Below are 26272 nucleotides of genomic sequence, written 5' to 3'. Positions count from 1 at the left end.
TGGGAGATGATGGGACATGAATAAATCAGTAACGGTGTACCCTGCAATAATCGATAGCTTAATAAGCAATCCCGGCATTGGTTTTACTTCAGCACCTGGATTAATGGGCGACATCGGTGATGTGTACGACAATAGAGGGGAAAAGAAAGAGAAATTTAAGTTTACTGAAGACAGCAGCACTTACAATCATCCGGATAGCAAAGTATATTTCTGCAGTGTGCGCTGGAAGGATATAGAAGTCGCGAAAGGCGTGTACAGGTGGGGGTTGCTGGAAAATAAATTGGACTATGCTAAATCCATTGGCTGTACCGCAGTGGTACGCTGCTCGCCGTACGCGCTAAGCGAAGAAGATGACATACCGGAATGGTTCCGAGCGGAAAACCCGGAGGAGCCCGAATTTCCGTTTTGGAGAGTAGATCCTCTGACAACGCGATATGTTGACTATTGGTCTGACTTTATAAAAGCTTTTGCTTTAAAGTATGACGGGCATCCCGTTATAAGCTCTATCGATTTGACGATTGTAGGGGCATGGGGGGAAGGAGGAGGAACTGAGTTTTTAAAGCCGGAGGCCATTCAATGTATTACAGATGCCTATTTGGATGGATTTAAAATAACGCCTCTCCAAGCACTTCTGCATGACCCGCTGTCTATGAAGATTATTACGGATCGAAAGGCCAAAGTGGGCTTTCGTGTTGATTGCTTAGGAGATATGGGCGGTTTTCATGGAGAAGAATGGTCACATATGACCGACTTCTACCCTCAGAATATACAGAATTTTAAAATGGAAGATGCTTGGGAGAAAGCACCGATTTTATTTGAAGCTTGCTGGCATATGAATGACTGGTATCTTCAGGGCTGGGATATTGATTATATCATTCAGGAAACGCTCAAATGGCATATTTCTTCCTTCAATAACAAAGGAACGATCGTACCGGAACCTTGGAAAGAAAATGTAACGCAATGGTTAAAAAAGATGGGGTACCGCTTCGAATTAAGAAAGTTCACTTATGACTCTGAAGTGAAGGCGGGCGGGAATCTGGACATTACTGCTTTGTGGGCTAATGTAGGAGTCGCTCCTATTTATAATCACTATCCGCTTGTATTGAAGCTTACAGGCAATGATCAGACGTATACGCTTTTTAGTAGAGAAGATATAAGAGAATGGTTGCCGGATGAAGATATTGCTTGGGAGGAAAGCTTCTCTATACCGAGCGATGTTCCAGAAGGAGATTATATTTTAGAAATTGGCATAGAAACCGGTGTGAAAGAGATCGGAAATATAAAGCTTGCGATCGAAGGAAATGCGGACGGCTATTACCAAATGGGAAAACTATTCATAAGAGGGGATGAGTAATGAATGGCGATTAGATTGGATTTCAAAGAGTCTGTTGCGTACTGCAATTTTGATTATCTGCCTGAAGGCTTAGAAGAAAAATATAAACGCTATAAACCGGATAACAAGACCATACTAATTCCACGAAAATTTTTATCTGATATTTTTGAGCACTATCAAATCCCTGAGCATACACAGCAATTGCTGGTTCAGGGGATTGAAGCAATAGAAAATGACAAAGTATTATTTCTTTTTACCACATTTTTAGTGGAAGATATATGCTCTGCGCGTAATCGCTGTGATGAAGACTTTTATACGAATATGACTCCGGGATGTATGAAGCAATATGGAGATTTATATTCGTTTCTTTTGCTGCTAGCCTGTATGGCCCCTTCAATGGAAAGGTTGGAAAAGCGCGGAATACCGAGCGAGTATTACGAGAAGATACCTCATCAGCCCCTTGTCGCCCAATTAGAAAAATTAGTTGCACATGGTGATTCTAAAGTCCGTGACTTCCCGTGGGATATGAATTTTTATACTTGTTCCATCTTTCGATTAGATAGATTTCTGTTTATACCGCACCGATTCGAAGATCACTTCACCATGTTTCGCCATGTAAAAACGCAAAAAGTCATTGCACTTCGGCATGCGGGAGAAGAGTTTCGCAGCGATGGTCAAAGGAATGGGATCAATGATGTTTTTGATCATCGAGGACATTTCACTTCTATATGGGACGAAAATGCTGATCGCATCACAGCTAATCGGATTAATCCAATGGGATTCGTTGAAAGAGAACCGACATCTATAGAAAAGAAGGAATGGGAACCGATTCTTCAGCAAGGGGATACCCTATTAGCGCTTCACATTCCATCTGGGCCAGGTTATACACCCGACAGGCTGAAAAATTCAATGGCAATGGCAATCGATTTCTATGCCCAATATTATCCCGAGCTATCTATAAAAGGCTTCTGGAGCGCAAGCTGGCTTTATGATACTAGATTATCACTCCTGCTAGACAATGAAAAAAGCAATATCGTGCTAGTCCAAAGGCAGTTTTATAATTATCCAACATTTGAAGGGGACGGCATGCTGCGTTATGAAGCTTTTGGAGACCGGGAGGCTGATCCTGGTCGCAACCCTGACCGATTAACAACTTCGTTGCAAAAAGCAGCTGCAGAGTATATGAAGACCGGAGCCCGATTTAATACATTAAGCATGATCGTATTGAAGGAAGATATCAAAAAGATTGGAAGCATGCCATATATATCAGCTCCCGATATCGAAAAATTTCTTGAAACAGTAGACAGCCATTTGTAAGGGAGGCAATTGGATGGGTAAATATTCGCTTGAAAACTACGAGAAGTATAAAGCAATAAAAGTCCGGCCTTATCCATTACCGAGGAATGAAAATCATTCAAGAAATGGTCAGTTCCATTATGTTTCATTTTCATGGAAAGAGCTGGAGCCAACTAGAGGAGCGTATAGACTCGAAAAGGTAAAGGAAGCCATTAACACAGCAATAAATCCTATACTTGTACTCAAGCCGGATTTGCCTTTATGGGTAAAGGGCCATGCTAATGACTGTTTTGCTGCTTTAATAAGAAAAGTTGGGAGTTATATAGATCCAGACAGTCGCCTTGCGGGCGTTGTTATATCGACACTGGCTGACGGGAAGGAAGAATGGAATGCCTATATGGATTCGTTTGATGCACTAACACTTCTTGCGGATCTGCACAATTTTAGACTGATTCATTATTTAAGAGAACATAGCCGTGGATTTGGTTTGCTGGTAAAGGGCAGTGAAGATAATTGGATTGCATGCTGCGAAGCATTTGCCAAACAAAAGCTGCAACATGTATGGAAGAGTTACCCGGTTGTCCTTCATGTGACCGATAATGTATGCGGTCCAAATATTAGACGCGAGGCATATCGATGGCATGCAAGTCTTTCAAATCTCAATATAGAGCTTGGATGTGACCTTGCCCTACGTAGGCTGACTTATCCAGAGACCGTTTCAAGTCGGGGCAGCTTGCCGCTTCGATTCTGGTTTGTTAACACTGGGAGCACTAGGATTTACCGTAAATTCAGCCTATGGGTGAAATTGGAGCAAGGGGATGTATCTTATGAACTCCCAACGCATGCTGCAACACAATCATGGTTAACAGGAGACCTTGTCCATAACGAGATTATACAGTTGCCGGATATGCAGCCGGGAAATTACACACTAAGCCTGGCGTTATTTTACAGAGACCGATCCTATATCAGCCTAAATATGCAAAGCAACGAACAGGATGGGTACTATGAGGCAGGTACCGTAAAAGTCGAAATAACAAGTGAAGATCCACTTTTGAATATTTGGGATACGTACTATCCGGAAGGATATTATCCACTGGAAGACCCTAAAGTGCCGGAGTAGAAATAGAGGTTATCTAAGGCAAAAAATCATACGCTGGAGGTAGTTGATTTGAAATTAGCATTAATCGGAGCAGGGCAAAGAGGTATGATCTACTCAGAGTACGCAAGCAAACGAGCAGAAATTGTGGCGGTGGTTGAACCGAATGACACCAGAAGAAAGGCTGCAGCAGATGAGTTTGGAATCCCTCTGGAGAAACAATTTGGATCAGTAGATGAATTTTATAGATTAGGGAAAATTTGCGATGCCCTAATTATTGCTTCTATGGACAGAGATCATTATACGCAGACGATGGAGGCGCTTGACCTTGGCTATGACATTCTTTTGGAAAAGCCAATTTCACCGAGCCCTGAGGAATGTTTAAGAATACAACAAAAAGCGAATGAAAAAGGACGCAAAGTTATCGTTTGTCATGTACTCAGATATACAAATTTCTTTGCGGAAATAAAGAAAATCATTGCTAGCAATGAGCTTGGAAAGGTAATAACCATTCAACATAATGAGAACGTCGGAAATTATCATATGGCTCATTCATTTGTAAGAGGCAATTGGAGAAGAAGCGACCTGGCTAGCCCTATCATTATGCAGAAGTCCTGCCATGACATGGATATTCTATCTTGGTTAGTAGACAGTGATGCGAAGCGGATTTCCTCTTACGGTAACCTGACTTATTTTAAAGAAGAGAATGCACCAGCCAATAGCGCTGATCGATGCTTAGACTGTAAGGCTGCTGCAGATTGCCGATTCGATGCAAGAAAAGCATATCTCCCAATAAGAGGACAATGGCCGGCTACTACCATCTCAGTGGATCAGACAGAAGAAGGATTGTTGAAGGCTTTCGAAACAAGTCCATACGGACGCTGTGTTTATCGATCTGATAATAATGTTTGTGATCATCAGGCAACCGTAATTGAGTTTAAAAATGGCGTCACGGTAACTTTTAATTTAAGCGGATTTACAAATAAAATGTATCGAACGATTAAAATTATGTGTGAGCATGGAGAAATTAGAGGAGATGACAGCTTAAATGTTATTGAAGTAACCCGATTTACCTCTAATATAGCTGAACAATGCGAGCAAACAGTCATCCGGCCGGCTGCCATGACAGGCGGACATAATGGCGGCGATACCGGACTGATGATCGACTTCCTGGATAACTTAGAAAACCAAGACAGCAATAGCAGATCTTCCATAGATAGGTCCGTAGAAAGTCATATTATGGCATATGCAGCTGAAAAGGCAAGGGTTACTGGTACTGTGATTGATATCGACCATCTTAAGAAAGAGCTGCAAGAACAATTGAGGGTAGTCGCTGAATAACGATGCAAAGGTAGTGATGTAATGAGTTTAATGGTGAAAGGATTTCTATATGAGTTAAAGAAAAACAGCATATTGTATCTCATGTGTGTGCCTGCTCTTATTGTGCTAATTATGTTCTGCTATATCCCTTTTGCAGGGATATGGATGGCATTTACTGATTTTAATGTAGTTGATGGAATATTTGGCAGCAAATTTGTTGGCCTGGATAATTTCACCTATTTTTTTTCTAAAAACAGCATGGGGTGGAAGGTTACCTATAACACCTTATATATAAATTTTTTCAGCCTTATATTAGGCATTATTGTTCCAGTCAGTATTGCCGTTTTCTTAAACGAGATCAGGCATCAAGCATTTAGACGAGTTGCTCAAAGCATGATGTTTTTTCCATATTTCATTTCATGGGTTGTAGTTGGAGCTATACTCTACGGGATCTTCTCGACGGATGTGGGTGTTGCTAACCATGTTTTGGAGTTCTTTGGAGCTGATCCAATCCGATGGTATTCAGAACCAAAGTATTGGAAATGGATCATTATTTTTTCGAGTGTTTGGAAGTGGAGCGGGTATAGTTCTATTCTTTATATGGCTGCAATGGCTAACTTTGATGGAAGCTTGTATGAAGCAGCTAAAGTAGATGGCGCTAATAAACTGCAGCGTATTGTTTTCTTAACGATTCCTATGTTAAAACCGACTATCATTGTCTTAACATTACTGAGTGTTGGACGGATCTTTTATGGTGACTTTGGCATGATTTATGGCATTGTCGGTAATAACCCGGTATTAATTGACGAGGTGACGGTAATAGATACCTATGTTTACCAGTCTATGCGTACTCTGGGCTTTTCTTATTCGACTGCAATCGGATTATTTCAATCGCTTATGGGATTAATTCTAATTACTGCAGCAAATAAATCGGCTAAGAAAATAAACGATGGAGAGGGTCTATTTTAATAATGGAAACTAATCGATTGCTTGGAGATAGACTCGTAAAGAGCGTGGCATACTGTTTTATTGGCTTATTTGCACTCGTTTGTCTATACCCACTTGTATTAACACTTAGCGTTTCTTTTTCATCCGAACAGGAAATTGTTAGAAATGGCTATTCAATCATCCCTCTAACTCCAAGTCTGGATACGTATAAATATATATTTGTTAATAGTGGAATGAAGATACTGAAATCTTATGGCGTAACCATCTTTGTAACAGTAGTAGGCACGGTATCCGCATTGCTGATAACAAGTATGATTGCATTCTCGATATCCATAAAAAAGCTGAGGTTTCGCAATATAATCGCCTTTATCAGTAATTTTACGATTATTTTTTCAGCAGGCTTGATTCCATGGTACATGGTTAGCGTGAATTATTACGGATTGAAAAATAGTATTTTGGCATTAATCATTCCTTCTGTTTTTAGCGTTTGGAATATGTTTTTGATGCGTACGTATTTTGCAAGCATTTCACCGTCTTTATATGAAGCTGCGGAGATGGATGGAGCTAATTATTTTACTATTTATATTAAAATTGCCCTTCCTTTAAGCAAGACCGCACTGCTTACGGTGGGTTTAATGTATGCGCTTAATTATTGGAATGATTGGTGGAATGCACTCATTTTCATTAACGATAAAGATTTGTTTCCGTTGCAATACTATCTTTACAATATCTTATCCAACGTAAATGCGATCAGCTCCGGCCGTATTCCATCGGGTGCTTCAGGCAACATAACGCTGCCCGCAGAAACAGTGAAAATGGCTATAACCGTTATCACAATTGGACCTATTATTTTTCTATTTCCTTTTATACAAAAGTATTTCGTTCATGGTATTATGGCTGGCGCAGTAAAAGAATAAGCGATATATGGTTTGCAGCCTATTAGGCTTCACATATATTAACCATTATAAAGGGAGGGTTATCAATGAAAACAAGGAAAATGCTCATCTTTTTGGTTTTAATGCTAGTGTCCATTTCTATACTAGCAGCCTGCAGTGACAAGAAGGAGGTTGAGGGGAAGCTTGAAACACTAACCATTTTGTACCCTGGGGACGAAAATGATCGTATGACTGAATTTCTTGAAAATGAATTTTCAGAGAAGATGGCAGCTGATCTTGGATTAAAGGTGAAAGTTATATTTGTACCATGGGCCCAGTATTGGGAACAAAAAGACATCATGCTGGCTGCAAATGAACCTATTGATCTATACTGGGATGGCCTTCCTGACCTTTCTACAATTGTTAATAAGAAGCAAAGTATGCCGTTAGATGATCTAATTAAGGAATATGGCCAGGATATGCTTAAAGTGTTGCCAATGGAACAGTTTCAAGGTGCAATGATTGATGGCAAAATTCAAGGCATTCCATCTGCGTATGCTCCATCATCCGCCATGTATCAGCTGGTAGCTGTACGTCAGGATATACTAGAGGCAGTTGGCATGAGCGAAGTGAAAACACCTGATGATTTAAAGGAGTTTGCAACAAGGGCGGCAGAAAAGTTTCCGGAAATGAAAGGGCCTGCTGATATTGTCTTCAAACCTCTAACCAGGTATTTTGCCGATGAGCAATATAACTGGATCGCAGTGGAAGATTTAGTTGTATTTGGGGAAGATAGCAAAAAAGCATATAGTTATTATGAGTCGGAGGCTTTCCAGGAAGTAGCGAAATTTAACCGCAGTATGTATGATGCAGGGCTATATTCGGAGGATCTGACCATTAAATATAATGAAAGAGACTCTCGCATGCAGACAGGTTTATACTTATGGGTTGAAGGATCTCTAGGTAAGGAAATGGAAATTATTGATGCAATAAAAGCCAATGCACCGGATGCCAGAGTTAAAACTTATCTTTTGGCAGACGATAAACCTCGTTATATCACAGCAACAGGTGGAGAAGTTTTAGGCATACCTGTAACTGCCCCTAACCCAGAAGGTGCTATAAAATTTGTGAATTGGATTTATAAATCCAAAGAAAATTATCAATTAGCACTTTATGGTGTCGAAGGCAAGGATTACGAGATAGTAGATGGAAGAATCAAAAAGCTGACCCCTAGTGAGTTTTTCTATGAATGGATGTTTAGAAACCAGAATTATCAAATGTTTGGACCGGATGTCGCACAAGAGTCTATAGATAATTATAAAAGCTGGGATGACAAGGCGATTTTATCCGCTTCATTGGGTTTCCGATTTAATAATGAGAAAGTAAAATTGATTGAAACTGCCCTAAAAGAAGTCGCAGGCAAGGACTTAGCTGCTATACGCTCAGGCTTTGTCGATTTTGAAACGGGGTATCCGAAGGCTATTAAGAAGCTAAAAGCAGCAGGGATCGATGAATATGTAGCTGAGATACAGCGTCAATTGGATGAGTTTTTGGCTAGTAAATAAAGATAGTTTCCGGATTTAGCTTCATATTCAGAGATAGAGACGGCAGCCGATCCAAGTGGCTGCCGTTGTGTTTGCTAGCATCTAATGAGTTTTTTTGAAACCGCAATCCACTAATGCTCCGTATGGTTGTTAACAGATAACCGATAATCAGAGGGGGAGATGCCGTGCACCAGCTTGAATTTGCGATAGAAATAATTAGGATCAAGAAAACCGACTGCAGTAGCGATTTCTGAGGCCTTTAATGCTGTAACGGCCAGCATCTTCTTGGCATGGGTCAATCTGACACGGTTTAGATAATCGTTGAAATATTGTCCTGTTTCCTTCTTGAATAATCTTCCTAGATAGACATTGTTTACATTGAAGTGCAGCGATAGCAGCTGCAAGGATAGCTCCGCACTATAATTATTCTGTACAAATCGTTCAACCTGTCTAGTTATCGGGTTCTGTGAGATCAAGTTAATTTCCTGGTCTGTATCTAACCATTCTTTATTATTGCAAAGAGCCAGCGCTTCTTTATACGATTCATACAATTGACTAGGCAGGCAGGTGACATTCCCAAAATAATTGATCCATGGTGTTTTCAGTATCTCTCCATACCGTTTGGAAATGTCAGTCATCCAGCTATGATTGCTAGCGCTGAAGTAGTCAGCATCATTACCCTCGTCTGTGAGCAGGACAATAATTTGCCTGTTCTCATTTAGAAAGGCAATTCCACGTCCGCTTTCCTGCAGCACCTCTTCCACACTATTGAGGATAGCAAATGAACGATATTGTTCCTCATTCTGGGTTAGCTCCCCTTCCTGCCGATCACGCCAATCAATGATGCAAATTTGGTATTGTTCATTCATCAGCAGAGGCAATTGCAGAAATTTCAGCTTCTCACGCAGCTGATCATGCTGAATCCGGTTTTGCACCCAGCGAAGCAATATATTATTTTTTAATAATTGAAACGACTCGCGCTGCATTTGCTCAGCCATATATTGTCCCTGAAAGCGTTCGGTGCAGGATGCTATAATTTCAGTAAGCTCTGATGCATCAATTGGCTTGAGCAAATAATCTTCGACTTGATGCTTCATTGCCTGCCGCACGTAAGCATATTCGTTGTACCCGCTCAGCACGACGATAGAGGTATTCCAGTTCCTTAGTCTGATCTGCTCGATCAGATGCAGCCCGTCCCCCTTGGGCATACGAATATCTGTAAGCACAATATGGGGCTTATGCACCTCCATAAGCGCCAGTGCTTCATAAGCGCCCTCTGCCTCGGATAGTTGCGTAATATTAAGCGCCTTCCAATTAATTAACCGCTTCAAGCCTTCTCTTATATATTGATCGTCATCGACAATTAGTAGACTTGTCATCGTAAACCTCCTCAAGAAAGCTGGCTAACGTTTATAGGGGAAAATCATAATCAGCCGAAAGGGCTTAGCTTCAGCTTGCTGCTCCGGCAGAGACAAGCCGTACTCATTACCGTAATAATGCTTGATGCGCTCGTGAATATTTTTAAGTCCCAGATGCTGCTCGGGAAATGTATTTGCCATCTCCAGCAGCTGCTGCAACCGGCTGTGCTCCTCAGCGGAAATATATTTGCCGTTGTTATGAATTTCGATTATGAGCAGATTGGATTCTTTCTTGATCGTTACCGTAATCACAGGATCATCATATTGCTCCAGCTTGCCATGCTGTATCGCGTTCTCAATGACAGGCTGTAATGTGAATTTGAGCATGAAGCAGTTTTCCAAATTGAGCTCAGAGATTACCCGAAGCGCGATGCGGTTGGACTTGCCAAGCATAAGCAGCTCCAAATAGTAATTCGTATGCGCGAGCTCCTCCTGCACCGAGATGAGGTCGTCAGTTGGCTGTAGCATCCAGCGATACAGCCTTCCAAGATGGTAGAGCTTCTCAGCCAGAGAGGGCTGCTCGCTAATGACGGCCTGCATGCGCAGGGATTCCAATGTATTGTACAAAAAATGAGGATGGATCTGGGTTTTTAATGCGATAAACTCTGCATTGCGCTTCCGTATTTCGGCTATGTACACCTGACTGATATGGTTTTGCAGCTCCTGCGTCATCCGGTTGAAACGAAGCATCAGTTCGCTGATTTCGTCTTCACCGTTTACGGACATTAGAGGAGTAAACGGATTACGCTGCACCTTTTTGAAGTGTTTGCTCATCTGGTTAAATCGCCCAACGATAAACCGCTGAATGAGATGAATGATAATGATGCAGACGAGCCAGCTTAGGCCAAGAATGAATAATACGCGTACCGCGATGTCCGATAGCTTGCTTTGCAAATTGGATTTGTAGCTAATGCCTATAATCTCTATTTGGTATTTATCAATCGAGAGGTGAGAGATTAAATCACCGGATTCGTTCCAAGCGGATGGTTCATCCGGCCTGCTATCCAGCAGCAAGACGTCTTTTTGCTTAATAATAAGTCTGTAGTCCGAGCTTTGGGAATCGAACTCATTCGTCATGGTGCGTGTATTTAAGGTAACGAGATGGTAACCGTACACTTGATCGGGATGAATGCTCGTTGGATTATAAATGGGATTGACGATATAAAGCATGCTGTCAGCGGGTGCCAACAAATGATCGGCGCTTCCGAAATAGGGATGCCGATAAGACTTTGGGAATGATTCAAAAAACTGCTTATACGGATATGAGGGATTGACACGATACTTTTGCTGCTGTGATTCTACAAATAATCGTTCATCCTGCAGTCGATACATCATAACTGCGGAAGTATAGGGGTTACGGGAAAGCATATGCGTCATCACGTTTTTAAGATGATTTTGTTCGGTTACCGCTCTCCTGTCCTCCATATTACTAGGAATATTGTCAGGGAGGAACAACTCGTACACACTCGTCTGCATGTTACTGCTCTGATAGATGCTCATGGAATCATAGTTGAACCGCTCCATGATATCAACTAATTGAATTTTTAGCTTCTCTGTGCGAAAGGTCAGCAGTTCATGCTCTTTTTTCTCCAGAATCGAGTAGAAGTTATTGTAGATGACGAGGCCAAGCAGCAAAAATACGATAAGCAAGGCTGCGCCAATACCAATATTGAGCTTACGAAATATAAATCTGCCGATCCATTCACGGTACAAGTTCTTCATCCACATGGAGCCGGCTCCTTCGTGTTGACAGATTCAGGTTTGCTAGCGAATGCTAACTCATCTACCGTCATTTTATGAACAAATTTAAAGCGCTGTCAACTGTTCAGCCGTAAGCAGCTAATGCAAGGAAAGGCGGGAGTCTGGTGCTATTTCTCTTTATTCTTACGAACGCGAGAGTCGTGGACATACAATTTTTCCAGTGAAAATATGTTTTTTACTCTAGCGATTGTTGTAAATCGTTTTAATAGGACAACATTTAATTGCAGTGGGGGCAGCGTGCGCTTAAGAACGGAATGGCGTGTATATTGAACCCGAAAAAAGGAGTTTAATTGGTCTAGTTAAAGTAGAATTTATACTGTGGCAACGTTTAGCAGCATCTTCCTATAATAGATTTGAGGTTATTAAAAGAGAAGAAGAGGTGGTCGAAATGAGAAAGTGGTTTGCGCTTTGTATGATCATGATGCTGGTTACGGTATTGGCGGCTTGCGGCGGCAATAGCGATAATAGCTCTGGCGAGAAGGAGTCCGCACCAACTGAGTCCGCTAACAACAGCGGGGAGAAGGGTACGGATAATGAAGCGGCCAAGGATGTTGAAATCGTATTTCAATCATGGATTACTCCGAATCTGACGGTTGAATATTACGATCAATTGATTAAAAAGTTTGAAAGCGCCAACCCTGGCATCAAAGTGAAGCGTATTCAACCTCCAGCAAATGAAGGATCGCCTGACAGCTACCTGAAAACATTGCTTGCATCCGGCGACTTCCCTGACGTTGTCCAGAACGCAACGATCCAAATGTTCGTAGACGCCGACGCATTGCTTGAAATTCCGATTGACGATGACATTAAGAAAATTAATAACTACGAGGCTGAGATGATTGATGGCAAGCTCTACAATATTTCGGCAATCAGACAGCCGCAATCTCTTATTTTCTATAATAAAAAGCTATTTGCTGAAGCAGGTATTGCCTCTACTCCGAAGTCATGGGCGGAACTGGAAGCGGCTGCTGAGAAACTGAAAGCAAAAAATATTACGCCGCTGCTTACAGCGGGCGATTGGACGGCTGGATTTACGTTTTCGGTAATGACATCGCCTACCGTTTATAAGGACAATAAAAACTGGTACGCAGATCGCTTCGACAATAAAGTGAAGTTTACAGATGCGAATTGGAAGGAAGCAGCCAGTTATTATACCAATCTTGTTGAGAAGGGTTATTTCAACAAAGGTGCTTTAAGCATCGACTACACGGCGGTTGAGCAGGAGTTCTTGAAGGGTAAGGGAGCTATGTATCCGATGGGCTCATGGTTCAGTGCGGCTGAAGCCGTTGCGGACAAGGATTTTGAGGTAGGCGTATTTGCAACACCTACAAAGGATGGCACGCAATATTTGCTGGGCGGAGAGAATGCGGGCGGCTATGCGGTTGCCAAAAACAGCAATCACCCGGAAGAAGCTCTGAAATTTGCTAAATTTATGATGCTCGACCCGGAAGCCCATAAAGGCTTTCTGCAGGCAGATGCTTTGTTCTCGAATTTGAAGGAGCCGCTCAAATGGGAAATGTCCCCTTTGCAAACGGAGATTTACGAGCTGCTGCTTAACAATCCTCCGATGGTTGGCCATATGAACAATAAAGTCGGCAAAGTGCCTGTTGCAGGCATTCAGGACCAATACAACAAAGTTGCACAAAGCATGATGCTCGGTGATTTAGACGTGGAGAAGGGGATGAAATCACTAGACGAATATTGGGATAAAAACAATAAATAAAGCTGCGGCAGAAGGGGCGAACAACAGGTCTCGCCCCGATCCCAATGGCATCATTAAGATACTTGGCGGTGATACAATTTGCTTAAAAATGATCGATGGTCTTATGCGTTAATGTTTTCACCTGGAATTATCATTTACTTCTGTTTCCTGCTGATCCCTATCATCCTGTTAGTTTATTATTCTTTTTACGATTGGGATGGCCTCAGCCCTTCCTATCCATTTGCGGGATTAAGCAATTATGTGGAAGCCTTTCATGACAAGGCCTTTGCACGGGCGTTGCTGGTCACCTTGTTTATAACGGTTGTGGCAACCCTGGTCGTGAATATGCTTGGAATCGGCTTTGCGGTTCTCCTGAACCATAAAGGCCGGATGACTAACTTTTATAGATCCGTCTTCTTCTTCCCGCTGCTGCTGAGCACCGTCTCGATCGGCTTTATTTGGAAGAGCATTCTGAGCTATAACGGCTTGCTTAATAACCTGCTGGAGAAGCTTGGGGCGGAGCGTATCGAGTTTTTCGGGAATCCGGATCTGGCTGTATGGACGATTACCTTTCTCGCCATCTGGCAGTCTACCGGATTTATTATTGTCATTTATTTGGCAGGGCTTCAATCGATTCCGGGCAGCTTGTATGAGGCGGTCAAAATGGACGGGGCCAATCGATGGCAGCAGTTCAGACATATTACATTTCCCATGCTGGCACCTGCATTTACGATGAGCATTATATTTATGTTTACCGGTTCTATGAGGGAATACGACCGCGTCGCCATCCTTACTTCTGGCGGACCGGCCGGAGCGACTGAAACGATCGCCTACCAGGTGGTCAAGGTTGGGTTTAGCGCCAACCGGCTGAGCTACTCTGCAAGTCTTGCAGTCTATATGCTGATTATCGTAAGCCTATTATCGGTTTCCTTGACGATCTATTTGCGAAGAAGAGAGGAGAGGCTGCTATGAGGAGAAATTTCTCTCATTCTATCAGGCATCTATTCCTCATGCCTTTGTCTCTGTTATTGCTTGTTCCGTTCTATATCGCTGTCGTCAATGCATTCAAGACAAGAACGGACATTTTGAACAACCCTTTTTCTTTGCCCGTGCTCAACCTGACGCTAGACAATTTTATAAGATCGGCAGTGACGCCATCCTTTAATATTTTTAAGGCATATGGGACGTCTGTTCTCATTACATCGGTATCGGTTGTTCTGCTTATCGTATTGTGCTCTATGATGTCCTTTGTCTTTGCCCGCGTGAGCAACCGCTTCCTGTCCGTATGTTATTTGCTGCTTCTGTCAGGTTTAATGATTCCGCCGCAGGTGATTTTGATTCCGCTTGTGAAGGTACTTGCGAAGCTTGGGCTGATGTTCACGCCACAGGGGTTGATTCTTTATAATATCGGTTTTTATGTTCCTTTTACGGTATTTATATTTGTAGGCTTTATCCGTACGCTGTCGAGGGAACTGGATGAGTCCGCCAAGATTGACGGAGCAAGCCAATTTACGATTTTTTGGAAAATATTATTTCCGCTGCTGCGTCCTGCGACTGCCTCAGCTGTCATTTTCCTATGTTTATGGATTTGGAATGATTTTATTAATCCGGTCATTATTTTAGGCTCTACGAAGAGCTATACCGTAACGACGGGAATCTTTCAAGCCGTTGGGCAGTACAGCACGAACTGGGAGGATGTGTTTGCCCTGGTCGTATTGGCTTCGGCGCCGATTTTTCTGCTCTATCTGTTCATGCAACGGCAGTTTATTGCGGGACTGACGGAAGGCTCATTGAAGGGGTAGCAATAAAAAACGTGAAGAAACATAGGAGGCGTCTATCTATGAAAAGAAAGCTGGCTTTGCTAATAGCCATATATATGATGTTTACAAGCTTTTCACTCTCAGGTGCGATTGAACCGGTTCAAGCCGCTGAACAGCAGAGCTTTTACGTATCGCCGCTCGGAGATGACAGCAACAGCGGGACCTCAGATTTACCATTTAGGACAATTGAAAAAGCAAGAGAAGCTGTACGCGAAATAAACAGCACAATGACAAATGATATTTATGTCTATTTGCAGGATGGTGAATATCCGTTAGATGAAACCTTAACGTTCGACAGCTTAGATTCCGGTAACAACGGATACAAAGTTATCTATACGGCAGCAGCGGGAGCGACTCCTGTCATTAGCGGCGGCGTCGACATTAGTGCTGGCTGGGAACTATACGACAGTGATAAAAACATCTATAAAAAGACAGGTGTAGACTGGAATTTCAGGCAGATATATGTTGGCGAGGATCGGGGAATCCGGGCTCGGCAGCCCAATATGACGAACGATATAGTCAAAGGTCCATATTACAGGGCAAAGAACGGCGAATATCCTTATGCTATTGATGAGGATGCACGCTCGTGGGCCAGCGAATTAAGCGGGACAGCTGCTGAAATGGTTGTTTTGCAAAGCTGGAGTCAAGTACGTGGCCGAATTGACAGCATTAACGAAACGACAGGCCAAGTAGACTTTAAATTCCCTGAAAGTGGGTTTTCGTATAATCATCATAGTCAGGGGAATTCGCCTTACTTCTTTGAAAACGCTTTATCTTTGCTGGACGCAGAAGGAGAATGGTATCTGGATACTGCTGAAGAAACGGTATATTACAAACCAAGAAGCAGTGAAACGATCAATACCACTCGAATCATCGCTCCTAAGCTGGAGACGGTTATAAATGTGGAAGGCAATCCTGGCAGCAAAGTTCATGACATCGAATTTTCAGGCATCACATTTATGCACAGCAATTGGCTGGCACCGTCGAGTTATGGCTATGTAGACGTGCAGGCTGGCTTCAGATATCAGTCCGTCACTGGAGGCAATAACACTGAAATTAGAAATACAGCCCGTTATACCGCATCCAGAGCAATGCTTGAGTTAAAATACACGAGCCATATTACGATCAGTAACAATATTTTTCAATATGCGGGAAGCTGGGGCATTATGGGGTATGAAGGCACCGATCACACCTCGATAAACGGGAACAAATTTAGCGATAATGCCGGGGGCGGCGTTGCTATGGGCATTGTTGGCGATCTGTGGGATGACAACGAAGGAAAAGATCCTTCTTATACGCTGCCTGATGGCCAAAGCCAATATGATACCATTACAAACAACACAATCGATCATGTAGGGCTCGATTACGGCGATATGGTTGGGATTGGAGCCATGCTGCCCCAAAACATGACAATCGCAAATAATGAGATCAGTAACCTGCCGTATTCCGGCATTAGTATCGGCTGGAACTGGTCGGATACCGGTCATGGAATGACGAATAATCAGGTGCATAACAATTACATCCATGATTCAGTAAGGCTTATACAGGACGGAGGCGGCATATACACGCTAGGCCGTATGGATGGATACTCCAATATCTACCACAACTATATAAAAAACATGAGGCAAGGTGAATATGCGGCCTGGAACCATATCATGGGCGTCTATTTGGATGGGCAAACGAGTTACAGGATGGTTGAGCGAAACGTGATCGATAATACGGAGCATGCTTTCTCGGGGTCCGCGCACGACAATATCATCAGGTATAACTATTACAATGTTGACTTTGGCGGAGTGAATTCATCAAGCACGGCTTATGGGAACATAAGCGTTGCAGGCCAAAACTGGCCGCAGGAAGCGCAGGACATTATAGCAGCGGCAGGCCCTTGGAAAGCTCCGCTTCCGGCACCTCAAGAGCCTGTTAATCTCGCATTGAAAAAACCGGTAACGGCATTCTCGCAAAGCAAAGACCCGGCATTTGCGGTGGATGGCGATACGAGCACGAGATGGGCGCAGGAAGAAGGAAGAACCGATGCCCAGTGGTTGACGGTAGACCTGGGAGACGTATATTCCATCGCTTCGACAAGTACGATGTTTGAGTTAAACACAGGCTACAAATATAAAATTGAATACTCGGCGGACGGTGAGAATTGGGAGCTGTTTGCCGACAAGACAGCAATTGCCACGACCCAGCAAACCAATCAGGATGAAAATGACGTAATGGCGCGGTATATGCGAATTACGCTGTCTCACGATTGGGGTGGAAGCATTTATGAATTCAGCGTGTATCCTGGAGAAGGCGGCACGCCTCCCGAATCCAATTCATTGATTCAGCGGAATGAAGTCACCTTCGATAAAAATCCATTAAGGCAAGTTGACGTGCAGGTCAAAATGGTATTAAACGGCGGGAAGCTGGATGGAATCAAAAACGGGGCGGCCCAGTTGATTCCTGATCAAGACTACAAATTATTTTGGGATCAGGTAGTGATTTATAAATCCTATCTCCATTCACTGCCAACTGGGGAAAATAACCTGACGTTTGATTTTGCAGCCGGAGAAGACCCTGTCCTGAAGGTGAATGTCATTGAAGATGACGGATCCGTCAATGTCGCTCTTAACAAGCCGGTAACGGCTTCGTCGCAAAGCTTGGAGCCTGCTAATGCCGTCGATGGGAATACAAGTACAAGATGGGCTCAGCAAGAAGGGATATGGAATACCGAAGGTTGGTTTATGGTTGATTTGCAGGGCGTGTATGCCGTGAAATCCGTTACGACTATGTTCGAATTGCCTAGTGGATATAAGTACAAAATCGAGTATTCCATGGATGGGCAAAGCTGGCACACCTATGCAGACCGAACAGCAAGTGAAACGACGCAGCAAACCTATCAGGACAACAACGAAAATGCTGTTTCGGCAAGGTATATGAAAATAAAGGCGTTGTATAGTCTGGGCCCAAGTATATTTGAGTTTAGCGTGTTTGGTACCCAGATAAATCCTAGTTCTACCATTGATAAAACATCAGCTGCTTTTAACAAAAATCCGAATAGCCAGTCAGATATAACCGTTGGAATGGATCTTCACGGCAATACGTTAACTGGCATCAAAAATAGATCGCTCTACCTGCGCCCTGATGTCGACTACAGTGTTACAGGGAATGAGATCAAAATCCATCAGGCGTATCTTGCAACGCTAGGCGAAGGAAAGAACAACCTGACTTTTGAATTCAGTTCAGGCGATAACAAGCATTTAGAGGTAAGCGTGATCGAAATAAGCGGTGAAGAAATCGATATCGCTTTAAGTAAATCGGTTGTTGCATCTTCACAAAGCAAAAGCCCGTTATTTGCTGTAGATGGAGACCCAACCACCAGATGGACTCAGCAGGAAGGCTTAACCGTGCCTCAGTGGCTGAAGGTTGATCTTGGCGATGCCTACAACATAACAGGCATTAAAACCAGCTTTGAGTTGAACGCGGGATACAAATACAAAATTGATTACTCCACAGACGGCAGTAGCTGGACAACGTATGCTGACAAAACCAGTGCAGCCACGACACAACAAATAAATGAGGATCGGAAGGAAGCAGCCGTTTCAGCCAGATATATTCGGTTGAATATAACGGATTCGAGTGGAAACGGGGCGAGCGTTTACGATTTCAATGTATTTACTTTTAAAGAAGCGGCAGCATCTGATTCCTCAATTAGCCCGACGTCTGTCGTTTTTGACAAGAATCCTTCACAGCAGCTGGACGCCGTGATAGATATGGAATTAAACGGAAATATGCTGATCGGAGTGAATAATGGAGAGGTACAGCTGACAGCTAATGTAGACTATATTCTGCTTAATGATAAGGTAACGATATTGAAATCGTATTTGGCAGCTCTTGGAGTAGGTACCGCCAACCTTACTTTTACGTTTAGCGAAGGACAAGACGCCAATCTCGAAGTACAAGTTATTAATACCAGTGGCGGCGATAACGGTGGCAATAACGGAGGCAACAACGGAGGCAATAACGGAAGTAATAATGGAGGCAATAACGGCAATAACGGCAATCAGTCAAACGGTGAAACTGAGGAAAATGATGGTACGGAGGAAGCTCCTAAGTTCACAGATGTTAACGGTCATTGGGGGCAAGCGAGCATTGCGGCAGCCGTGAAGTTAGGCATCGTCAAAGGCTACACGGATGGTACGTTTAAGCCTAATGCAACTGTGACACGTGCCGAGTTTGTAGTCATGCTCATGAACGGTCTGAAGCTAGCTGACAGCAAGGCCGAGCTCAGCTTTATCGATGGTGAAAAGATCGGCGCCTGGTCTCAGGAAGCAATCGCGCAAGCGCTGCAAGCAGGAATCATAACCGGCTATAACGACGGAAGCTTCCGTCCTGCGGCAAGTGTAACGCGTGCGGAGCTGGCGGTCATGATTGCCAGAGCTGGAGGGGTGAAGTTTCCAGACGTGGAGACGACCGGCTTTGCAGACGACAGCGAAATCCCGATCTGGGCTAAGAGTGCTGTATACGCCATGAAGGAAGCGGAAATCTTGAAGGGCAGAACAGGCAACAAGTTTGCGCCCAATGCGCAAGCAACAAGGGCCGAGGCGATTACAATCATTTTGAATTTGCTGCAGGCTAGCAAGTAATCGATAATATTAAATTTCATTCTAAAGACTATGCTGCGACCGATTCTCGGTTTTCCACCGGGGAGCGGTCGTTTGGCATTTTCTAGATATGGTAGGGTATAGTATAGAAAGAAAATGGAGTAGTGGAGGTGTATAAATGGTAGGCAAGATAGTTGCTGGCTGGATGGTTATTACGTTTAGTTATTTTCTTACGATGTATGCAATGTTTACGTTGTATAGGGCCATCTTTAAAGAACCTATAGACTATAATTGGGATTTATCTGGTACCTTTGCTGGCATACCGCTGCTGATCATTCCATATCTCTTAGCTGGAGTGTATACGAGTAAAGTTTTTGTCAATAAACGCTCTGCCGCACTATGGGTAAGTATAATTCCTGTCCTTTGTGAGCGATTGTTGATTTATCTAATTGGCTATTTATTAGTGCTTGGAGGCGGTGACGGATCGATGAATGGGATAACAACGATGATGTTCATCCGTGGTGAAGCAGCGCCTTACTACACGCATACCTATATCATCTGTGGTGTGATAAGCGTGTTGATTTGTATGATTGTTGCTTCTTATAAACCTAAGGTTAATCAGTTGCCTCACTAACGGGCAACGATAGTCATTTCATATTTCAGTTCTTTAATCGGAACAGATTCATGACACAATTGAATGTCAAGAATCTGTTCCAATTGCTGTGTAGGACAGTAGTTAGCATAATAAAAAATGCAGCCCCATGCCCTTACTTATTCCACTTGGAACACCTGAAATTGCTTCCGGTACTCTCCCGGTGTGAATGAAGTTTGACGTTTGAACAAACGTATAAAATAGTTGATATCCTGGAAACCGCATTGTTCCCCTATTTTGATCAGGGTCAGGTCCGAGTGGGACAACAGCCGTTTGGCCCGATCAATTTGCAATTGATGCCTGTATTGCAGCGGGCTCATTCCCGAATATTGCTTCAAACATCGTGCCAAATAATCGAAATGATAATGCAAGTCGATCTCCATCTGTACAGAATTGAAGGGCTGCTCCAAGTGGCCCGCCAAATAGGAAGCCACCATTTCGCCAAGAAAATAGGATCGAGCTTGTGGATTGCTCTTTCTCATCCCGTTATGCAACTGCATGAGAAACTGTTCGAACAGAATATGCAACTCGAAGGAACGGTATTCCGTAAGCACGCTATGCAATTTAAGCATGTCCGTCAATAGCGGCACGATGGTTCGCAAATCTACGGCGGCGAATTTCGGAATATCTATCATTGCCGAAAGGGATTCTGTATCCTGATCCGTTGGCCTAAGCAGGGGCTGCTGCCAGTTATTTTTCTCTACGAGCATAGGCTGAAAGGACGACGGATATTGAAAATGGATCCAATACACCTCAGTTTCCGTCACGGTCGGACGGTAGCCGTGGTGTATTTTTCCAGGTTCAAGAACTAATATCATGCCTTGCTCTACCTTATATTTAACGCCGTTCTCCTCCATATACAACGTACCCTTGGTGCAAACAATCATATCGAATACTTCAAATTGACGTCTGGCATGAACAACTCCCGGTTGCCATAATGTATAGCCGATCGTAGACAGCAGTGGAAGCGGCGGAACCTTCAGTTCAAGTACGAGCATGCCATCACCTCCCGCTTCAAATATAGAAATTGTACTATAAGTAGTCGTCTTTGTCAGATGTACAATCGTTAACGATCCTTTAAAGTGGTAGATATCATATGATATTAACTTAACAATTTAGGGAGGCTGACTACATGGGTAATAAAGAATTAGTACTTAGGCAGCAATGGTTTGTTAATCAAAGGTTAGGGATGTTCATACACTTCAATAGCGCTACGTTTCAATTTGCTGATACGGAAATACAAGATTGGGAATACGGGCATGAGAATAATGATGAACCTCGCATGTTCAAATTTGATCCCATAGACTGGAACCCGGATCGGCTGGATTGTGCACAATGGGCGAAAGCCGCTAAATCTGCAGGGATGAAATTTGCCGCGCTTACGGCGAAGCATCATGAAGGATTCAGCTTATGGCCTTCTGGATACACGGAGCATTGCGTCAAGAATGCAACTAATCAAAGGGATGTCGTAAGGGAATATCTCGATGCGTTCAGACAGGAAGGGATTGAAGCGGGACTTTATTTCTCTATGCTGGACTTGCATCATCAAATCGGCCGGAAAAAATGTACCTCGGAAGACAAACAATTTATTAAAAGTCAGCTCGAAGAACTGTTAACAGGTTACGGTGAAATTCCGTTCCTGATCATTGACGGCTGGAACGCCCATTGGGGTGGCCCTTTATACGAGGATCTTCCTTTCGAAGAAATCGATAAATGGGTAAAGCGGCTGCAGCCGAGATGTTTATTGATGAATATTAGCTGTGAATCCAATCTGGATCATACGGATGTTGTTTTTTATGAAAATGCTGCCGGGCAGGAAATTGAAGACTCATTTGCAGGTCCGGGGGCGAGCTGTAATATTTTAACGAAAACATGGTTCTGGAGAGCATCTGATCCGACGATGGAGCTTAAAACGGCTGACTGGGCACTGGATGAAATTTATGATGCGAACAATCATTACGTATCCTTTTTATTAAATGGAGCACCCAATCAGCAAGGCTTGTTAGACGCAAATGTTTTGGACCGATTTAAAGAAATTGGAGAACGATATCGACACCCTGTTGATATCGATACCATTCCAGAAAACTGGTTATCTAGAAAGTGAATATGTTTTAAAGACTCCAGGGAACCACTAACGTGGTTCCCTGGTTCTTTTTTATTTTAGATGAGCAGCCGATTGTCTGGTATCGTCGATGGATTTCTGATTAATAACATCTTACTTATATTTGCTGTCGAATACGTCTTGATAGATGGACAAGTAATTCTCCAGTCGCATATTTTGGAGATTATCAAGATAGACGTCCCAATCCTTATCCAGGTCGGCATCCCCGATAACGAAACGGGCGATCATCTCGTTTACATAATCGTTGATCGTCTTGGACATATCCGCAATCTCGATCGCCTGATCGTTCGTAAAGAACAGCGGTGGCAGTACGTTTTCAAGCTCTTGCTTATAAGGCTCATATTTGGTTTTTGCTTCCTCATACATCACAATCTCGAGCGGTTTGTCGGGGTTGGCCACTTCTCCGAGCCGCAGATCGTTCGTGCGCAGGGATGGTCCTGTTTGGCCCCAGTTGAAGTTCTGAACTTGTCCCCAATCGGCGATTTGCTTCCATACGGCTGGTTTGCCGTTGATGCCGACTTCCCCTTCTTCCGCTTTCACCCATTCCGTACCTGGACGGCCGATGACAGAGCGAAGCGTGACCTCTTCATTGTACAAGTAATCCGCTAATCGGAATGCCGCTTCGGGATGTTTGCTTGATTTCGTAATCAGGTAGGATCCGCCTCCAACAAGATGATACGCTTCGAAAGGAGCGATTTGCACGCCATTAGGGCCTTTGAGCGGTGGAATCGTCTTGTATTCCAGCCAACGGTTGCTTGCCCCGTAAAATTCGCTGAATACGCCCATATGCATGCCGGAGGTAGCGCCTAGAATGGCGATATCGGGATTCTCTCCGAGCTGCTTCAATTGGTTCTCGTCCTGCGTTAGAGCTTGAGGATCAAGTAATTTCTCCTCATACAGCTTATTGAGAAAGCGCAGCCCTTCCCGCCATTCCGGCTTGTCGAACGGCACGACGACTTTGCCTTCCTGCAGATACAACCGATCACCGCCAGGGTTGTAGATAAAGGCATTCATAAGGAAGGAATCGATACTGGCATAGAATCCGGTCGGAGATCCTGACATTGGGATTTCATCGGCTTTACCGTTTCCGTTCGGATCATTCTCCTTAAACGCTTTGAGCACCTCATAATACTCATCCGTTGTGGTCGGCATGGCTAGACCAAGCTTATCGAGCCAAGGCTGATAGATCCACATTCTGCGTGGAAGCGTGCAGTGAAAACATTCGTTCGTATGAGGCAAAGCATAAATATTGCCGTCCGGCGAGGTGATCGTATCCTTCACGACAGGCATCTGCTCGAACATTTTTTTGGTCTCGAAGCCGTACTTGTCGATCATACTATTGAGCGGAAGGATAACGCCTTGGCTGCCGTAGATCATTTGCTGGGCGCTTGACACACCGAAGCCCATGATGACGTCGGGCAAGTCCTCGCCGCTCGACATGACGAGATTCAGCTTCTCCGCCGCCGATGTGCTTGGGATGACATCCCATTCGATATGAATATTCGTCTTTTCTTCCAAATACTTCGTAAATTCATTGGTTGCAAAATCTTCAACGACCGAATTGGCCGGGACCATGACGCGTATCGTCGTTTTTTCCTTCGTGATCGGCAGTTGGCCGGCCGGGCTGACCGGATCTTCACCGGTTTCCGTGCCAACCGTAGAATTCGTTGTATCCGGTTCATTATTCGTGTTGCCCGATTTCGAGCATGCGCTAAGTATGATTGCGGCAAGAACGATCATCATACAGAATTGCGTCAGCTTTTTTCTCAATTTCATGACCCTCCCATACGTGGTGATTTAGCCCTTCAAGGAGCCAATCATTACACCTTTTACAAAATGTTTTTGCACAAACGGGTAAACGAGCATAAGCGGCAAAGTAGAGACGACGATCAACGAATATTTCAACAGCACGCGGAGCGCTTCACGTCTTGCGGCATTCTCGACATCAGAAAGCATAAGCGCACTCACGTCGTTCTGAATGAGAATGTCCCGCAGGATGATCTGCAGAGGATACATATGCTGTCGGTCTAGGAAAATCAAGGCGCTGAAATATTGATTCCAATGTCCCACTGCGTAGAATAAGGTGATGACCGCGATAATCGGTCCTGAAAGCGGGATGATGATTTTCCAGACGAATTTAAAATCGTTGCATCCGTCCATCTGAGCAGCCTCCAGCATTTCCGGCGGGATAGAGGTTTGAAAATAGGTGCGTGTAATGATGACGTTCCAGACGCTTAGCGCACCCGGAAGCACCATGGCCCAAACCGTGTTCAGCATATTTAAATCCTTGACGATGAGGTAGCCGGGAATGAGACCGCCGGAGAACATCGTCGTGAATACAAGCAGAAACATTATGATGTTCTTGCCGTAAAGATCCTTGCGGGAAAGCGGATAAGCCGCAAGCAGCGTCATAACGATGTTTATCGCCGTACCGAACACCGTATAGTAAAACGAGTTGAGAAATCCGGAACCGATCAGCTTGTGCTTGAAAACGGCTTCGTAGCCCATCAGATTCGGATTGACCGGCCAGAGCCATACCTTCCCAGCAACGACTGCAGAAGGATCACTGATGGAAGCGCTTAAAATATAGATTAAAGGATAGAAAACGAGTAGAAAAAACAACGACAGCAGCGAATAATTGATGACGGTAAACACGCGGTCGCCGACGGACGGTTTAATGCTGGCATAATCCAAGTAGAAGTCCTCCTTACCACAAGCTTGCTTGGTTAGTTTTACGGGCGATCTGATTCACGGTAATAATGAGTAGGAAGCCGATGACCGACTTAAACAACCCGATTGCTGCTGAGTAGGAGTAATTCATCGCTTGTGATACAAGACCGACCTTGTAGACGTACGTATCGATGACCTCCGAGGTTCGCAGGTTAAGCGGATTCTGCATCAGCAACACCTTCTCATAGCCGACATCCAGCATATTGCCCATGTTGAGAATAAGCAGTATGATGGCTACCGGCAAGATCCCGGGCAGATCGATGTGCCATACACGCTGACGCTGACTGGCTCCGTCCACCACGGCCGCCTCATGCAGCGAAGGGTCGATACTCGAGAGAGCCGCCAAAAAAATAATGCAGTTAAAACCTGCGCTTTGCCAGACGCCAGACCAGACATAAATAGATTTGAAGTAATCCGGATTGCCCATGAAATTGATCGCGTCAAAGCCGAACGCCTGCAGGATGTTGTTAATCAGTCCGTTTCGCGGATCCAGCAGCTCGAACATCATCCCGACCATGACGACTGTTGAAATGAAGTGAGGCGCATAGGTTACCATTTGTACCGATTTCTTGAACCAGCGGTGCCTCACATAGTTAAGACTGAGCGCGAGCATGAGCGGGAACGGAAATCCGGCGATCAGGTTGTAGAAGTTGAGCAGCAATGTGTTTTTCATTACCTTTCCGAACTCATAGGAATGGACAAATCGGTCGAAATGCTTAAGACCGACCCATTCGCTTCCCCAGATGCCTTTGGACACGACAAAATCCTTAAAGGCAATCTGAGCGCCATACATGGGTATATACTTGAAGACAATGATGTAGAGCAGCGGTAGAGCAATAAGGACATACAGCTGCCAGACTCGGTGCATTTTTTTGATAGGCGTTGCAGCATGGATGGAAGAACGTTTAGGCTCGGTTGATAATCGTAGCGCTTTCATTTTTTCACCCCCCTCTCTTGGTTCTCACTATACCGGGAGGAAGAGAGTGAGGATATCGACACTCGCTTTTTTATATTCATTCGTTACGATTTGGTTATATGCACTTGCGTATCTGTTATACAATCGTTA

Annotated in this window: 19 protein-coding genes; 13 read left to right on the top strand and 6 right to left on the bottom strand. The window is 43.9% G+C overall.

Translation table 11 applies throughout. The features are described from left to right. Positions 1-16: 16 nt before the first annotated feature. From HI950_RS09185 to HI950_RS09155, 7 genes are all read left to right on the top strand, one after another. The gene (locus tag HI950_RS09185; protein WP_169083914.1) at positions 17-1354 is read left to right on the top strand and encodes a DUF4832 domain-containing protein; all 1338 of its coding nucleotides are present in this window, start codon (positions 17-19) and stop codon (positions 1352-1354) included. A 3-nt stretch (positions 1355-1357) separates the two neighbouring features. Beyond that, a complete protein-coding gene (locus HI950_RS09180; protein WP_169083915.1) occupies positions 1358-2650 on the top strand; it encodes an acyltransferase domain-containing protein in 1293 nt (430 codons plus the stop codon). Positions 2651-2663: 13 nt separating this feature from the next. After that, positions 2664-3749, top strand: coding sequence for a DUF4832 domain-containing protein (locus HI950_RS09175; RefSeq protein ID WP_169083916.1), 1086 nt, complete (start codon positions 2664-2666; stop codon positions 3747-3749). A 48-nt stretch (positions 3750-3797) separates the two neighbouring features. Beyond that, entirely contained in the window at positions 3798-5066 is a 1269-nt protein-coding gene (locus HI950_RS09170) for a Gfo/Idh/MocA family protein (RefSeq protein WP_169083917.1), read from the top strand. A 21-nt stretch (positions 5067-5087) separates the two neighbouring features. Further along, a complete protein-coding gene (locus tag HI950_RS09165) occupies positions 5088-6014 on the top strand; it encodes an ABC transporter permease (protein WP_169083918.1) in 927 nt (308 codons plus the stop codon). A gap of 2 nt (positions 6015-6016) precedes the next feature. Beyond that, positions 6017-6910: a carbohydrate ABC transporter permease gene (locus HI950_RS09160; RefSeq protein ID WP_191296769.1), complete on the top strand. Its 894-nt coding sequence runs from the start codon at positions 6017-6019 to the stop codon at positions 6908-6910. A gap of 65 nt (positions 6911-6975) precedes the next feature. Continuing rightward, positions 6976-8433, top strand: coding sequence for an ABC transporter substrate-binding protein (locus HI950_RS09155; protein ID WP_169083919.1), 1458 nt, complete (start codon positions 6976-6978; stop codon positions 8431-8433). 110 nt (positions 8434-8543) lie between these two features. Here HI950_RS09155 and HI950_RS09150 read toward each other — a convergent pair whose 3' ends face one another. Together HI950_RS09150 and HI950_RS09145 are read right to left on the bottom strand one after the other, a co-directional pair. Continuing rightward, complete coding sequence (locus HI950_RS09150; RefSeq protein WP_169083920.1) at positions 8544-9791, bottom strand: response regulator; 1248 nt, start codon at positions 9789-9791, stop codon at positions 8544-8546. A 24-nt stretch (positions 9792-9815) separates the two neighbouring features. Continuing rightward, positions 9816-11558 carry a sensor histidine kinase gene (locus HI950_RS09145; RefSeq protein WP_169083921.1) on the bottom strand — a complete coding sequence of 581 codons (1743 nt, stop codon included), beginning with the start codon at positions 11556-11558 and terminating at the stop codon, positions 9816-9818. 421 nt (positions 11559-11979) lie between these two features. On the opposite strand from HI950_RS09145, the gene HI950_RS09140 reads away from it, so the two are divergent. From HI950_RS09140 to HI950_RS09120, 5 genes are all read left to right on the top strand, one after another. Next, complete coding sequence (locus HI950_RS09140) at positions 11980-13314, top strand: ABC transporter substrate-binding protein (protein WP_169083922.1); 1335 nt, start codon at positions 11980-11982, stop codon at positions 13312-13314. Between the two features lie 78 nt (positions 13315-13392). Continuing rightward, the gene (locus tag HI950_RS09135; protein WP_169083923.1) at positions 13393-14265 is read left to right on the top strand and encodes a carbohydrate ABC transporter permease; all 873 of its coding nucleotides are present in this window, start codon (positions 13393-13395) and stop codon (positions 14263-14265) included. Next, entirely contained in the window at positions 14262-15095 is an 834-nt protein-coding gene (locus HI950_RS09130) for a carbohydrate ABC transporter permease (RefSeq protein WP_054027446.1), read from the top strand. Before HI950_RS09135 ends, HI950_RS09130 begins: the two co-directional genes overlap by 4 nt. 38 nt (positions 15096-15133) lie before the next feature. Continuing rightward, on the top strand, positions 15134-19744 hold the full coding sequence (locus HI950_RS09125) for a X2-like carbohydrate binding domain-containing protein (protein ID WP_169083924.1): 4611 nt from the start codon (positions 15134-15136) through the stop codon (positions 19742-19744). Between the two features lie 136 nt (positions 19745-19880). Next, the gene (locus HI950_RS09120) at positions 19881-20336 is read left to right on the top strand and encodes a hypothetical protein (RefSeq protein ID WP_169083925.1); all 456 of its coding nucleotides are present in this window, start codon (positions 19881-19883) and stop codon (positions 20334-20336) included. 137 nt (positions 20337-20473) lie between these two features. Here the strand turns inward: HI950_RS09120 and HI950_RS09115 are convergent, their stop codons facing one another. Further along, a complete protein-coding gene (locus HI950_RS09115; protein ID WP_169083926.1) occupies positions 20474-21352 on the bottom strand; it encodes an AraC family transcriptional regulator in 879 nt (292 codons plus the stop codon). A gap of 134 nt (positions 21353-21486) precedes the next feature. On the opposite strand from HI950_RS09115, the gene HI950_RS09110 reads away from it, so the two are divergent. Then, positions 21487-22458 (top strand): alpha-L-fucosidase, encoded by a 972-nt coding sequence (locus tag HI950_RS09110; protein ID WP_169083927.1) that lies wholly within the window; start codon positions 21487-21489, stop codon positions 22456-22458. Between the two features lie 111 nt (positions 22459-22569). Here the strand turns inward: HI950_RS09110 and HI950_RS09105 are convergent, their stop codons facing one another. From HI950_RS09105 to HI950_RS09095, 3 genes are read right to left on the bottom strand one after another with little or no spacing between them, the layout of a single operon-like run. Beyond that, positions 22570-24252, bottom strand: a complete 1683-nt coding sequence (locus HI950_RS09105) for an ABC transporter substrate-binding protein (RefSeq protein WP_223285192.1) — start codon at positions 24250-24252, stop codon at positions 22570-22572. 21 nt (positions 24253-24273) lie between these two features. Beyond that, entirely contained in the window at positions 24274-25170 is an 897-nt protein-coding gene (locus HI950_RS09100; RefSeq protein WP_169083928.1) for a carbohydrate ABC transporter permease, read from the bottom strand. 13 nt (positions 25171-25183) lie between these two features. After that, positions 25184-26143, bottom strand: coding sequence for an ABC transporter permease (locus HI950_RS09095; RefSeq protein ID WP_169083929.1), 960 nt, complete (start codon positions 26141-26143; stop codon positions 25184-25186). Between the last annotated feature and the right edge of the window lie 129 nt (positions 26144-26272).

It is taken from the genome of Paenibacillus sp. PL91, assembly GCF_012935325.2.
Taxonomy (GTDB): domain Bacteria; phylum Bacillota; class Bacilli; order Paenibacillales; family Paenibacillaceae; genus Pristimantibacillus.
This window is presented reverse-complemented; position numbering and strand designations above follow the sequence as displayed.

Bases quoted from the DNA above. Each gene is read 5' to 3' on its own strand.
- HI950_RS09125 (WP_169083924.1), top strand. From the start codon at position 15,134: ATGAAAAGAAAGCTGGCTTTGCTAATAGCCATATATATGATGTTTACA.
- HI950_RS09140 (WP_169083922.1), top strand. From the start codon at position 11,980: ATGAGAAAGTGGTTTGCGCTTTGTATGATCATGATGCTGGTTACGGTA.
- HI950_RS09165 (WP_169083918.1), top strand. From the start codon at position 5,088: ATGAGTTTAATGGTGAAAGGATTTCTATATGAGTTAAAGAAAAACAGC.
- HI950_RS09175 (WP_169083916.1), top strand. From the start codon at position 2,664: ATGGGTAAATATTCGCTTGAAAACTACGAGAAGTATAAAGCAATAAAA.
- HI950_RS09110 (WP_169083927.1), top strand. From the start codon at position 21,487: ATGGGTAATAAAGAATTAGTACTTAGGCAGCAATGGTTTGTTAATCAA.
- HI950_RS09150 (WP_169083920.1), bottom strand. From the start codon at position 9,791: ATGACAAGTCTACTAATTGTCGATGACGATCAATATATAAGAGAAGGC.
- HI950_RS09155 (WP_169083919.1), top strand. From the start codon at position 6,976: ATGAAAACAAGGAAAATGCTCATCTTTTTGGTTTTAATGCTAGTGTCC.
- HI950_RS09105 (WP_223285192.1), bottom strand. From the start codon at position 24,252: ATGAAATTGAGAAAAAAGCTGACGCAATTCTGTATGATGATCGTTCTT.
- HI950_RS09095 (WP_169083929.1), bottom strand. From the start codon at position 26,143: ATGAAAGCGCTACGATTATCAACCGAGCCTAAACGTTCTTCCATCCAT.
- HI950_RS09145 (WP_169083921.1), bottom strand. From the start codon at position 11,558: ATGTGGATGAAGAACTTGTACCGTGAATGGATCGGCAGATTTATATTT.
- HI950_RS09115 (WP_169083926.1), bottom strand. From the start codon at position 21,352: ATGCTCGTACTTGAACTGAAGGTTCCGCCGCTTCCACTGCTGTCTACG.
- HI950_RS09180 (WP_169083915.1), top strand. From the start codon at position 1,358: ATGGCGATTAGATTGGATTTCAAAGAGTCTGTTGCGTACTGCAATTTT.
- HI950_RS09160 (WP_191296769.1), top strand. From the start codon at position 6,017: ATGGAAACTAATCGATTGCTTGGAGATAGACTCGTAAAGAGCGTGGCA.
- HI950_RS09185 (WP_169083914.1), top strand. From the start codon at position 17: ATGAATAAATCAGTAACGGTGTACCCTGCAATAATCGATAGCTTAATA.
- HI950_RS09120 (WP_169083925.1), top strand. From the start codon at position 19,881: ATGGTAGGCAAGATAGTTGCTGGCTGGATGGTTATTACGTTTAGTTAT.
- HI950_RS09130 (WP_054027446.1), top strand. From the start codon at position 14,262: ATGAGGAGAAATTTCTCTCATTCTATCAGGCATCTATTCCTCATGCCT.